This is a genomic window from Mameliella sp. LZ-28, from assembly GCF_012274245.1.
Lineage (GTDB): Bacteria > Pseudomonadota > Alphaproteobacteria > Rhodobacterales > Rhodobacteraceae > Antarctobacter > Antarctobacter albus.
The window spans coordinates 15621-27992 of sequence record NZ_JAANYX010000006.1 but is presented as its reverse complement, the minus strand read 5'-3'; the positions used below and the strand labels follow the sequence as shown (position 1 = coordinate 27992).

Here is a 12372-nt window from a genome sequence, read left to right as displayed (position 1 = left end):
CCGGGTTCGGGACGGGGGGGCGGACGGCGCGCCGTCAGGCGGAGACCGACTTGCGCACCATGTCCCAGTAGAGATCCTGCACCTCGGGGACACTCAGGCGGCCGTCCGGGCGATACCAGGTGGTGACGCCGGTCAGCATGGCGATCACGGCCAGCGTCGCGAGCTTGGTGTCGGCGACCTCGAAACTGCCCGCGGCGACGCCGTCGCTCAGGATCCGTTCCAGCGCGTCTTCGTAGTCGCGGCGCAGGCCTTCGATCACCCGGAAATTCTCGGGCGTGAGGTTGCGCAGTTCCATGTAGGCGATGAAGACCAGTTCCGGACGGTCCAGGTGAAAGGCGATGTGGAACCGGACGAATGATTCAAGACGGGCCTGCGGCGCGTCCTGCGACGGCAGGCGGGAGAGATCGCCCAGCAGGTCGTCCATGTGTTCCTTCATCAGGGAGAACAGCAGCGCCTGCTTGTCGGGCGTGTAGTTGTAGAGAGCGCCTGCCTGCAGCCCCACCGCCGAGGCGATCTGGCGCATCGAGACGGCGGCAAATCCGTGTTCGGCAAAGAGGCGCAGTGCCGCTTCGCGGATGCGAGGGCCGGTGATCCCGGCGTGGCTTCCCTGGGTGCGTGCCATGATGCCATCAATATCTGAACAGGCGTTCAGATCAACCCGGATGCTTGCCAGCCCGCGCGGGCTGGGGCATGACTGGCACATGGCGGTTCGGTTCCATCATCCCCTGCTTTGCGCTGCTGTCATTGCGGCACTGACCGGCTGCACCCAGTTCCCGGAACTGGATGCGCGGCAGACGCCGGGCGTGGCGGACGCCCCCTATCCCGATCTCTTGCCGCTGGATGCGCTGCTGAACGGCGCCGTGCCGAGGGCCACCCCCGGCGAGGCCGCCGTGGTCGAGGGGCGCGTGGCGGCGCTGAAGGCACGGGCCAGCCGGCTGCAACGGGTGGATATCGCGCCGCGCGGTGTCGATGGCCGCCTGGCAAGGCTGCGGCAGAAGGCGGCGGCGCTGCGCGCCGAGTAGGCCCCCGGCTGCGGTGTCTTTGCGCATCACTCGGGCGGATGACACGGTCGAAAGCCCGCGCTACGCCGGACGCCCTTGTCCCCGGCGAGGCTTGGCGATAACCCCGACCCGGAACTGACCCCGAGGGAAAAAGGAGCCCGCCCATGTCCCAGCCACTCCGTCTAGGTATTGCCGGTCTGGGGACCGTGGGCACGGGTGTCGTCAAGATCGTGCGCCAAAAGGCACCGCTCTTGACCGAACGCTCGGGCCGCAGCATCGAGATCAGCGCCGTCTCCGCCCGCACCCGCGACAAGGATCGCGGCGTGAACCTGTCCAGCTATGCCTGGGAGGATGACCCGGTGGCACTGGCCACGCGCGAGGACGTGGATGTCTTTGTCGAACTCATGGGCGGCAGCGACGGACCGGCCAAGGCCGCTGTCGAGGCCGCGCTGAAGGCGGGCAAGGACGTGGTCACCGCCAACAAGGCGATGCTGGCGCATCACGGTCAGGCGCTGGCGGCGCTGGCCGAGGCACATGGCGCGGTGCTGCGCTTCGAGGCGGCGGTGGCCGGCGGCATTCCCGTCATCAAGGCGCTGACCGAGGGCCTGGCCGGCAATGACATCGAGCGCGTAATGGGGGTGATGAACGGCACCTGCAACTACATCCTGACCCGGATGGAGGACGGCGGCCTGACCTATGACGAGGCCTTTGCCGAGGCTGACGCCCTGGGCTTCCTCGAGGCCGATCCGCAATTGGACGTGGGCGGGATCGACGCCGGGCACAAGCTGTCGCTGTTGTCCTCCATCGCCTTCGGCACCCAGGTCAATTTCGACGCGGTCGAGCTGGAAGGCATCGGCAGCGTCACCATCGAGGACATTCGCCAGGCCGCCGACATGGGATTCCGGATCAAGCTGCTGGGCGTCGCGCGGATGACCGGACGGGGGCTGGAACAGAGCATGGCGCCCTGCCTGGTGCCGGCGAACTCTCCGCTGGGGCAGTTGCAGGGCGGCACCAACATGGTGGTGATCGAGGGCGACCAGGTGGGCCAGATCGTCATGCGCGGCGCCGGCGCCGGTGAAGGCCCGACGGCCAGCGCCGTCATGGGCGATGTCATGGACGTGGCACGGGGTCTGCGGGTGTCGACCTTTGGCCGTCCGGCCGCAAGCCTGATCGAGGCCGTCCCGGCCCGCGCCTCGACGCCGGCGCCCTACTACCTGCGCATGACCCTGGCGGACAAGCCGGGGGCGCTGGCCAAGGTGGCCACCGCGCTGGGCGAGGCGGGCGTTTCCATCAATCGCATGCGCCAGTATGGCCACAACGATGACAGCGCCCCGGTGCTGATCGTCACGCACAAGACGACGCGCAATGCGCTGGACCAGGCGCTGGCCGCGATGGAGGCGACAGGCGTCGTCATCACCGCACCCGTGGCGCTGCGGATCGAGGAAGTCTGACCGGCCGGCCCGCCTGCCAAATTGACGTTGCGTAATCAAAGTGTTTTGAAGAAACGCTTTCCTGGGTTAACCTTTCTTCACGATTTTTTGGCTGGCGCCTTTTTTGCCGACGCGGACAGCACGTGTCCGCGTCGGGCCCATGGTCGTGAGGCATGGACTGACGCCAAGGCCCGGGGGGAAAGCGATGGCCAGGGATACATTTGGCAAGCCGGTCAATGGCACGGACGAAGACGATATCCTGACACCGCCGGACCGGACCGAAGCGACGAAATTCAACGGGGGTGATGGCAACGACTGGGTTACCGGATCCGACGAGGACGACGAGATCAACGCCGGTGACGGAGATGACACCGTCGAAGGCGGTGGCGGAAATGACCTGATCCGGGGCAATGATGGCGACGATACGGCGGTCTACCAGGGATCGGTGCTGGATTTCCTGTTTTCGGACGGGCAGGGGAACACCACGATCGTCGAGGATACCCGGCCTGACGATGGCGACGAGGGCATCGATACGCTCAAGCATATCGGCACGCTCGAATTCCCGGATTTCATTTACCATGTCGGGGTCAACAACCCGCCGCTGGTGCGGTTGACCGACCAGACCGCGAACGAGGACGATCCGCTCGACATCACGTTCGACGCTTTCGACCTGGATGGCGGCACAGTGGTGCTGGACAGCATGTCGGTGACCGGCGGCAGCCTGTCCGTGCCGGTCGCGACCCCGGTCACAGTGGGCAATTACACCGGCGTCTCTTTCGATGTGACCTTCGATCCGGGAACCTCCTACCAGGGACTGGCGGTGAACGAATTCGCGCTTGAAACGCTGAGTGTGCAGGTGTCGGATGGTCAGGGCGGCGTGACGACGCTGACCAGGGAGCTGGTGATAGAGGGGCGCAACGACCCGGTTTTGATCGACCTGGCGGCCTCGGATTTCAGCGCGGCGGTGACTGAGGACGACAGCACGCCCTATCTGACCGACACCGGAGAGATCGCCTTCGGGGATGTCGATCTTTTGGACACCCATAGCGTCGAGGTGGTGCTGACCGGCATGGACGGGCCGGTTCAGGGATTCAACGAAGAGGATGCTCTCGGCTTTCTCGGCGTGGTCCTTTCGGACACTGCGGGTGTGGCTCTGGGTACCGCAACCTGGACTTTCTCGGTTCAGAACGATGAATTCCAGTATCTCGGCGCGACTGACGTTCTGACCTTCACTTATGACGTGACCATCAGTGACGGCAACGGCAGCTTCGCGACCGAAACCGTCACCGCGACGATCACGGGTCTCAACGACGCTCCTGAAATCACCGGCGACATCACGGGGAGGGTGACCGAGGACACGATCCTGACTGTTTTTGGCAAGCTTCTGGGCGAGGATGTGGACATCGGCACCGGGCGGCTTGAATGGTCCATCGAAGGGGGCGGTATCGGCGACTACGGCACCATCGAGGTGGACCTCTTCGGCGGCTGGACCTACCGGCTGGAGAACACCAATCCCGAAGTGCAGGACCTGAACCTCGGCGATATGCTGAGCGATATCTTCATCTTCGCGGTCGAGGATGGCGAGGGCGGCCGCACAACGCAGCCCGTCACGATAAATATCTTCGGGCTCGACGACGGCGAAAATGCCATCAACCCGCTGCTGCAGACCTTTGAGAACGGCGTCTCGGGCGGGCCGGGCGGGCTGCGCTTCGCAGGGTCATGGGGGACGGTCAATGCCCTGGATTACCTCAGCGACGGGCGCGCCAACAATCCCTACAATCCCGCGCTGCAATCGGGCATGTTCGTGGCCAACAACAACGCCGGAGACGTCTCGGTCCTGCGCGAAACCAACTTCGATCTCGAAAGCGCCTATTTCACCTCGCCTTTCGCCAGCAGTTTGACGCTGGAGGTCTCGGCCTATGACGATGGTGCGCTGCTAGGCACCCAGACGGTTTCGCTGGTCAGGGGGGACACGACTTTTGTCGAGTTCGACGATGCGCTTTTCGACAGCGTGGACGAGGTGCGCTTTGCGGCATCGGGCAATTTCTTCGCCATGGATGACCTTCTGATCATCGGATGACTCCGCCCCTTTCGGCGAATGGGCACAGCCGTCGGTGCAGGCGGTTCTATCCCCTTGCGGCCCTTGCCTGCGGCGGGGTACTCACGAGGTGACGCGGCACTCACGAAGGATTACCGGCGATGTCCACCCCGATCGATTTCAATGACCGAATGTTGTCCCTGGGCCTGGCCCGCGTGGCCGAGCAGGCCGCCATCGCCAGCGCCGACTGGATCGGTCGTGGCGACGAGAAGGCCGCCGACCAGGCCGCCGTCAATGCCATGCGCGACCAGCTCAACAAACTGGACATCAAGGGTGTCGTCGTCATCGGCGAGGGCGAGCGCGACGAGGCGCCGATGCTGTACATCGGCGAGGAGGTCGGCAATGGCGAAGGCCCCGGCGTGGACATCGCGCTTGACCCGCTCGAAGGCACCACGCTGACTGCCAAGGACATGCCCAATGCCCTGACCGTGATTGCGATGGGACCGCGCGGCAGCATGCTTCACGCGCCGGATGTCTACATGGACAAGCTGGCCATCGGCCCGGGTTACCCCGAGGGGATCGTGACGCTGGACATGCCGCCCGCGACCCGCGTGTCGGCCCTGGCCACGGAAAAGGGCTGTGGCCCCAGCGACATCACCGTCTGCATCCTTGAACGGCCCCGCCACGAGGACATGATCGCAGAGGTCCGCGCCACCGGCGCCTCTATCCGCCTGATCACCGACGGCGACGTGGCCGGTGTCATGCATTGCGCCGAACCGCATATGACCGGCATCGACATGTACATGGGGTCCGGCGGCGCACCCGAGGGCGTTCTGGCGGCAGCGGCACTGAAATGCATGGGTGGCCAGATCTATGGCCGTCTGCTGTTCCGCAACGACGACGAACGGGGCCGTGCGGCCAAGGCGGGGATCACCGACCTGGACAAGATCTATGCCCGGGACGAGATGGTGACCGCCGATGTGATCTTTGCCGCCACCGGCGTGACCGGCGGATCGCTCTTGCCGGGGATCAAGCGCGAGATCGGCTGGATCACCACCGAAACGCTGCTGATGCGCTCCAAGACCGGCTCTGTCCGGCGCATGAGCTATCGCAACCCGGTCAAGCCCAAGGGGTGAGCGGGGCGGGAGCGGTTGCAGGTTGGGGGCGCTGCCCCCGTCTCCCTGCGGTCGACTCCCCCGGGTATTTTTACCAAGAAGAAGCCGGGAGAGGGTTTGACTTATCTGGGGGTCGAAAGCAGTCTGACCGGGCGGCGCTGGGTCGGTCCCGGCCCCGAGGAAACCCGGCAGGCCGAGGCGCTGGTGCAGCGCACCGGGTTGAATCACGCGCTTTGCGCCGTGCTGGCCCGCTTGGGCGTCGGCGCCGAGGAGGCCGAGTCCTACCTGGCGCCAAAACTGCGCGAACTACTGCCGGATCCGCGATCGCTCAAGGACATGGAGCGCGCTTCGGAGCGGTTCCTGAAAGCTGTGCGAGATCGCGAACGGATCGCTGTCTTTGCCGATTACGACGTGGACGGTGGCAGCTCTGCGGCACTGCTGCTGGACTGGCTGCGGCAGATGGGCCGGCAGGCGACTCTTTATGTCCCTGACCGGATCGACGAGGGCTATGGCCCCAATGTGCCTGCCATGCAGGCGTTGGCCGCCGAACATGACCTGATCATCTGCGTCGATTGCGGCACGCTTTCGCATGAACCCATTGCCGCGGCCAAGGGCGCGGCGGATGTCGTGGTACTGGACCACCACCTGGGGGGAGAGACGCTGCCCGATTGCGTGGCCGTGGTGAACCCCAACCGCCAGGACGAGGATGGCGCGCTGGCGCATCTCTGCGCGGCGGCAGTGGTCTTCCTGATGCTGGTCGAGGCCGGGCGCCAGTTGCGCGAGGCCGGGGCCAAGGGGCCCGATCTCATGGCGGCACTCGACCTGGTGGCGCTGGCCACGGTGGCCGACGTGGCGCCCCTGAAAGGTGTCAACAGGGCCTTCGTGCACCAGGGGCTGAGGGTCATGGCGGGCCGGGCCCGTCCGGGCCTTGTGGCGCTGTCGGACGTGGGGCGGCTGGAACGGGCGCCCGCCGCTTATCACCTGGGCTATGTCATGGGGCCGCGCGTGAACGCGGGCGGGCGGATCGGCAAGGCGGATCTCGGGGCGCGCCTGCTGGCCTGTGACAACCCGTCAGAGGCGCAGGCGATGGCCGAACGCCTGGACCAGCTCAACACCGAACGGCGCGAGATCGAGGCCAGTGTCCGCGAGGCCGCGTTGGCACAGGCCGAGGCGCGCGGGCTGGAGGCGCCGCTGGTCTGGGCGGCGGAGGACGGCTGGCACCCCGGCGTCGTGGGCATCGTCGCCTCGCGCCTCAAGGAACAGACCAACAGGCCCTCCATCGTGATCGGTTTCGAAGGGGACGAGGGCAAGGGGTCGGGCCGGTCGGTGCCCGGTGTCGATCTTGGCGCGGCAATCCAGAAGCTGGCCGCCGAGGGGCTGCTGCTCAAGGGCGGCGGGCACAAGATGGCCGCCGGACTGACGGTGCTGCGCGACCAGCTGGAACCGGCGATGGCACGCCTCTCCGAGCTTCTGGAGCGGCAGGGGGCGGGGCAGGGCGGTGCCGCCGACCTGCGCGTTGACGGTCTGCTGATGCCGGGCGCGGCCAGCGTGGAGCTGGTCGAACAACTGGAACGCGCCGGGCCCTTTGGCGCGGCGGTGCCGGGTCCGCGATTCGTGCTGCCCGACATGCAGATCCGCTACGTGCGCCGGGTCGGGAAGGGACACCTGAAGCTGACGGTCTCTGACGGGTTGGGGGCCTCTCTGGACGCCATTCTCTTCTCGGCCTTCGACGGACTGCTGGGGCCTGCGCTGGAGGACCACAAGGGGGCCCGATTCCACCTTGCAGGCAAGCTGGACGTGAATTTCTGGCAGGGACGGTCGACGGTACAGATGCGCCTCGACGACGCTGCGCCGGCCTCTGTTCAGGGCTGAAAAGGGGGGTCTTTTCGACTTTGTTTCGGGGCCGCGAAAATTTCTGAATTTTGTGCTTGCAAGCACCGCGCGCTTTTCATAGAACCCGGCTCACGCCGCAGCGATGGTCACACAGACAGCGCCGCAGCAGACCAGAGTGGCCCGTTCGTCTATCGGTTAGGACGCCAGGTTTTCAACCTGGAAAGAGGGGTTCGATTCCCCTACGGGCTGCCACTTATCCCAAAATGGAAATCTCGCAAGTCACTGGAAACAAGGTGGTTTCGCCGGAAGCGTGTCGGCCCTGGCGCCTAGCGGTGCTGATTTTGCACTACGTTTTGCACCACTGGCAGGCGGCATAGCCCGCCATGTCTTTTCGTGGCATCTCCTTCCAAAAGGAGACCAAGCATGCCCGGCTATCTCCGGGGGGGCGACCTATCATCTCAAGCGGCGCGTCCCGACTCGCTATGCGAAAGTCGAACGACGCACTTTCATCAAGATGTCTCTCAAGACGGACAGCCTCGGTGTCGCGCGGCACAAGGCCGAAGAGGTATGGGATCAACTGCTGGCCCACAGTGGGAGGCCCTGCTCAAGGGCGATATGAACCTGGCCAAGGTTCGTTACGAAGCGGCACAGGTTCTCGCCAAGGCCCGAAAGCTGAACCGCCCCGGGTTTACCTTAGATTTTCTGGTTCAATGACTAGGCAGCTTTTTCGGGAGCGTTCAAGCTTTCGTAGAATGCCTCCTCTGCTTTTCGCGGGGTGAGGGATCCGATGGCGCTGTGCAGGCGCCGGTTGTTGTACCAGTCGACCCATTTCAGGGTTTCCCATTCGACCTGCGTCATGGATTTCCACGGGCCAAGGAAGTCGATGACCTCGGTCTTGAACAGGCCGATGGTGCTTTCGGCGAGAGCGTTGTCGTAGCTGTCGCCAACGTTGCCCCCAGAGGTGTCGATGCCGGCTTCGGCCAGACGCTCGGTATACTTGATCGACAGGTATTGGGATCCCCTGCCGGAATGATGGATCAACGCGTCGGCGTCTGACGGCGTTCTCTGGCAGATCGCCTGGTTCAGGGCATCAAGCACGAACCCCGTGGTCATCGAGATGGAGACGCGCCAGCCCACGATCCGGCGGGCGAAGATGTCGATCACGAAGGCGACATAGACCATCCCCTGCCAGGTCGAGACATAGGTGAAATCGCTGACCCAGAGCTGGTTCGGCGTCCGGGCCTCGAAGACGCGGGTCACCTTGTCGTCGGACAGGGCTGTGAGGTATCCGGATTGGTCGTCAGCACCGTCTTCCCGCGCACAACACCCTGTAATCCCATCACTTTCATCAGTCTTTCCACGATGCGGCGCGCGATGTCGTATCCTTCCCGGCGCAGCGCATGCCAAACCTTGCGCGCCCCGAAACGGCCGCCGCTTTCGCTGAGTGCACGCCGGATTTCCCGGCTGTCGCGTTCATCCTGCTGCGCCCGTTTCGATGCCCTGCAGGGATCGCGTCGGACGGCCAGCTGCGCGTAATAGGACGATGGCGCGATCAGCAGCACGCTGCAGATCGACCCGACGCTGAACTCGTCCCGGCATTCCTCAATGAATGCGATCATGTCCTGAACGGTGGGTCGAGTTCCGCCTGGGCGAAATACGCGCGCGCCTTCTTCAGGATCTCGTTGGCGGTCCGCAACTCCCGGACCTCGCGCTCCAACGCCTTGATCCGATCTCTCTCAGCCCTGGTCAGGCCGGGCCGTTCGCCGGCATCGCGTTCGGCGCGCTGGCACCAGACGCGCAGGCTGTCCGGCGAGCAGCCGAGCTTCGGCACACTCGCCCGATTGGCCGCGTTGTCACTGGCATACTCGGCGCCGCGTTCCTTGAAAAGCCGGACGCCGCGCTCACGCAGCTCGACCGGGTAGGACGGGGTGTGGGGGCTCTTGCTCATCACGGCTATCTTTCGAGCCTGTTACTCTCCGGTAAACCCGGGGCGGTTCAGGCGGCGGCGGGCCTGCTTTGACGCAGAGCGTTTCGATCGATCTTGCCGGTGCCGGTCTTGGGAAGTTCCGCCACATATTCGATGAGGCGAGGGGACTTGTACGGAGTCAGCTGTGTTTTCACGAATGTGCGCAATTTTGTGGTTTGCGCCTCGTCCATCGACACACCGTCTACGAGCTTGATGACAGCCCTCAATGCCATCCGCTTGTCTTCCAACTGATGCGCAAGCACCGCACATTCGTGGACGTCGGGATGTTCGTTCAGGCAGCGTTCGACTTCCAGCGGCCAGACCCATTGTCCGGACACCTTGATCAACTCGTCCGCGCGTCCCTGGAAATAATAGTAGCCATCGCGTTCGACAAATCGGTCACCTGTATAGATCCAGTCGCCGCGCATGGTTTCGGCGGTCTTGTCAGGCCGGTTCCAATACGTCGGCGCTGAAGAGTGTCCCCGAACGTACATGACACCTTCCTCTCCCGGCGCCGCAGGCGCGCCATCGGGTGTCTCGAGGCGGATCTCGTAACCCGGTACTCGGGCCCCCGCGGCGCCGATGCGATGATCGTCCTGCCTGTTGGACAAATAGACGTGCAGCATCTCTGTCGAGCCCAAACCTTCTGTCGGGCCATGCCCGGTCAAACTCTTCCAAGCGTTGTAGATGTCCTCTGACAGGATTTCGGCCGCGGACATGGACTGGCGCAGCGATGACAGATCGCATGCGCTGATCTCTTCAGACCGCGCCAGCGCGGTGTAGAGGGTCGGCAAACCGAACAGTACGGTCGGTCGGTGGGTCTCGATTGCATCGAGGACCACCTCTGGACGCGGTTGGCCCGGAATCCAGACCGAGCCTGCGCCGACGGAGAAGGGAAAGATGACCGAGTTTCCGAACCCATAGGCGAAATAGGCTTTCGGCACCGAATAACAGATGTCGTCGGGGGTCAGCTTGAGGACATGCTTTCCGAAACTGGCCTGCGCATAGGCCATATCGTGGTGCAGGTGGACGATACCCTTCGGGCGTCCCGTAGACCCAGAGGAATACATCCAGAATGCCATATCGTCGGGGCCGGTTCCCGTGGCTTGCAGGCTGACCGGCTGGTCTTTCAAGAACTCCATGGCGCTGATCTGGCCTGCGGACAGGGAAGGTCCGTTCGCAATCACGCTGGTCTCAAGCTGGGTTCCCTTCAGCGTCTCTTCGGAGAAGATCGTTGAGAGATCTCCATCGACCACGGCGTAGCGGGCGCCGCTGTCCTGCAGAAAATAATTCAGCACGTCGGGTTTCGTCTGGATGTTGAGCAGGACCGGGACGAACCCCGCCCGCACGGCGCCGAAGAAGGCGGCCGGGAATGTCGGTGTGTCGTCGAGGAAAAAGACGATCCGTTCGCCGCGTTCCAGCCCCGCCGCCGAAAAGGCATTGCCCCAGCGAGACGCTTCAGCGATCAATTCGGCGTAGGTCAACTGGCCCTGTGGGCTGATGACCGCGACGCTGTCCGGGTTGCGCTCCAGGTTTTGCCAGAGGATTTCAGAGCAATTCCGATGTTCTGATTTGACAAAGCCAATCTCTTTGGATCCGGGGGCCGTGTCGGTGACATGGTCGATAATCTGAAGGCCGATGTTCCGTTTTGTCATGTCGCTCATTGTTTGTGCCACAAATAGTTCGCTGTTTTGGACAGGGCGCCTGGCGCGCAATTGTCCGTTCAAATTTCGGGTTTCCTAAAGGCGGCGGCCGTTTTTGTCGGTTGTCAGCCGCCGGTCGCCTGGGCGTTCGCGTATTCGGCTGCAAAGCGGGGTGCGATCTTGCGCAGGCGTTCTTCAGTGATCCGACCGGACCGCATCAGGTAGTCATGGGCAAATGCCAATGGCGGTAGACGCATCTTCACGCCGAAGCTTTCGTACCATGTCGCAGAGGTATTGGCCGCATCCACGATCTTGCGGGCGATGGCGGGGCGACCCGCCTGATAGGCGGCAAGGGCGTCATCCAAGTCCGGATGATCTTTGAGGGCATGGACCAGTGCGATCGCGTCCTCCATGGCCAACCGCGTTCCGGACCCGATCGAGAAATGCGCGGTGTGAACGGCATCACCAAGCAGCACCTTGCGTCCGGCGACCCAGTTTTCGCACCATAGACGCGGGAACTGACGCCACATGGACTTGTTGGTGATCAACTCGGTGCCCTGCAGCACGTCTCCGAACAATTGGCTGCAGAGTTTCGCGCTCTCGTCTTCGGGCATCCTGTCAAAACCGTAGTTTTTGTAGGTCTCGTGCTCGCACTCGACGATGAAGGTCGAGCGGCCCGGCGCGAACCGGTAGTGGTGCGCGTTCAGTGGTCCCTTGTCGGTTTCAATGAAGGTCTGGGTCAGCGTATCGAAGGGGACCGTTGCTCCGAACCAGGCGAAATGATTGTCGAAATATTCAAGGGTTGGTTTGAACTGGTCTTCGAAGGAGCGCCGGACAAGGGAGTTCAGTCCATCGGCGCCGACCACCAGATCCGCTCCGAGCTCCTCAACCGTCCGGACCGCCGTGCCGAACCGAATCTCCACGTCTAGATCACGGGCACATCCCTTGAGGATCTCGATCAATTCGAGACGGCCCACTGCGGTGAAGCCGACACCGTCGAGCGTCACGGAGCCATTGGGCAGGTTCAGTGTCATGTCACGCCAACATTCCATGTGCGGAACGATCAATTCGTGAGTCTCGGGGTCGTCGGCTTTGAGAAAGTCGAGGGCTCGATCCGAAAAAACGACTCCGAATCCGAAGGTTGCGCCCTCGGGGTTTTGCTCAGTGACGCGCACTTTCACGTCGGGCAGCAGCCGGCGAACAAGTATCGCCGTATACAGCCCTCCCGGCCCTCCGCCCAGGATCTCGATGGTTTTCAACTCAGACATGGCTCCTCCCAAAGTCTCTGGACCTGCGGAAGGGGATAAGCTACAATTCTGAATTATGCAATTAATTGTACAATTCGG

At 63.6% G+C, this 12372-nt stretch carries 9 protein-coding genes, 1 tRNA gene, 1 pseudogene and 1 other annotated feature; of the genes and pseudogenes, 7 read left to right on the top strand and 4 right to left on the bottom strand.

Annotated features, from left to right (window positions below; genetic code table 11):
- Positions 1-34: 34 nt before the first annotated feature.
- Positions 35-622, bottom strand: coding sequence for a TetR/AcrR family transcriptional regulator (locus tag G9Q80_RS04035; protein ID WP_043146343.1), 588 nt, complete (start codon positions 620-622; stop codon positions 35-37).
- A 79-nt stretch (positions 623-701) separates the two neighbouring features.
- Between G9Q80_RS04035 and G9Q80_RS04030 the strand changes: the two genes are divergently transcribed.
- From G9Q80_RS04030 to G9Q80_RS28700, 7 genes are all read left to right on the top strand, one after another.
- Positions 702-1022 carry a hypothetical protein gene (locus tag G9Q80_RS04030; RefSeq protein ID WP_052244849.1) on the top strand — a complete coding sequence of 107 codons (321 nt, stop codon included), beginning with the start codon at positions 702-704 and terminating at the stop codon, positions 1020-1022.
- A 143-nt stretch (positions 1023-1165) separates the two neighbouring features.
- Complete coding sequence (locus tag G9Q80_RS04025) at positions 1166-2452, top strand: homoserine dehydrogenase (RefSeq protein WP_088671026.1); 1287 nt, start codon at positions 1166-1168, stop codon at positions 2450-2452.
- Positions 2453-2636: 184 nt separating this feature from the next.
- The gene (locus tag G9Q80_RS04020) at positions 2637-4511 is read left to right on the top strand and encodes a VCBS domain-containing protein (protein ID WP_168246422.1); all 1875 of its coding nucleotides are present in this window, start codon (positions 2637-2639) and stop codon (positions 4509-4511) included.
- 119 nt (positions 4512-4630) lie between these two features.
- On the top strand, positions 4631-5605 hold the full coding sequence (gene glpX, locus G9Q80_RS04015) for a class II fructose-bisphosphatase (protein WP_043146319.1): 975 nt from the start codon (positions 4631-4633) through the stop codon (positions 5603-5605).
- Positions 5606-5701: 96 nt separating this feature from the next.
- On the top strand, positions 5702-7456 hold the full coding sequence (gene recJ / locus G9Q80_RS04010) for a single-stranded-DNA-specific exonuclease RecJ (RefSeq protein ID WP_088716594.1): 1755 nt from the start codon (positions 5702-5704) through the stop codon (positions 7454-7456).
- A gap of 138 nt (positions 7457-7594) precedes the next feature.
- Positions 7595-7669 (top strand) — tRNA-Glu (locus G9Q80_RS04005).
- Positions 7670-7727: 58 nt separating this feature from the next.
- Positions 7728-8036: a DUF6538 domain-containing protein gene (locus G9Q80_RS28700; protein WP_416045633.1), complete on the top strand. Its 309-nt coding sequence runs from the start codon at positions 7728-7730 to the stop codon at positions 8034-8036.
- Between the two features lie 95 nt (positions 8037-8131).
- Here the strand turns inward: G9Q80_RS28700 and G9Q80_RS04000 are convergent.
- From G9Q80_RS04000 to G9Q80_RS03990, 3 genes and pseudogenes are all read right to left on the bottom strand, one after another.
- Positions 8132-9365, bottom strand: a pseudogene (locus G9Q80_RS04000) (IS3 family transposase).
- Positions 8962-9078: a sequence feature (AL1L pseudoknot), on the bottom strand. It overlaps the preceding pseudogene by 117 nt.
- Positions 9366-9412: 47 nt before the next feature.
- A complete protein-coding gene (locus G9Q80_RS03995; protein ID WP_184757212.1) occupies positions 9413-11038 on the bottom strand; it encodes a benzoate-CoA ligase family protein in 1626 nt (541 codons plus the stop codon).
- Between the two features lie 113 nt (positions 11039-11151).
- Complete coding sequence (locus G9Q80_RS03990) at positions 11152-12294, bottom strand: FAD-dependent monooxygenase (RefSeq protein ID WP_088716596.1); 1143 nt, start codon at positions 12292-12294, stop codon at positions 11152-11154.
- Positions 12295-12372: the final 78 nt, after the last annotated feature.

Excerpts from the sequence above, each read along its gene's own strand:
- G9Q80_RS04035 (WP_043146343.1), bottom strand. The coding sequence starts at position 622 with ATGGCACGCACCCAGGGAAGCCACGCCGGGATCACCGGCCCTCGCATC.
- G9Q80_RS04030 (WP_052244849.1), top strand. The coding sequence starts at position 702 with ATGGCGGTTCGGTTCCATCATCCCCTGCTTTGCGCTGCTGTCATTGCG.
- G9Q80_RS04025 (WP_088671026.1), top strand. The coding sequence starts at position 1,166 with ATGTCCCAGCCACTCCGTCTAGGTATTGCCGGTCTGGGGACCGTGGGC.
- G9Q80_RS04020 (WP_168246422.1), top strand. The coding sequence starts at position 2,637 with ATGGCCAGGGATACATTTGGCAAGCCGGTCAATGGCACGGACGAAGAC.
- glpX (WP_043146319.1), top strand. The coding sequence starts at position 4,631 with ATGTCCACCCCGATCGATTTCAATGACCGAATGTTGTCCCTGGGCCTG.
- G9Q80_RS03995 (WP_184757212.1), bottom strand. The coding sequence starts at position 11,038 with ATGACAAAACGGAACATCGGCCTTCAGATTATCGACCATGTCACCGAC.
- G9Q80_RS03990 (WP_088716596.1), bottom strand. The coding sequence starts at position 12,294 with ATGTCTGAGTTGAAAACCATCGAGATCCTGGGCGGAGGGCCGGGAGGG.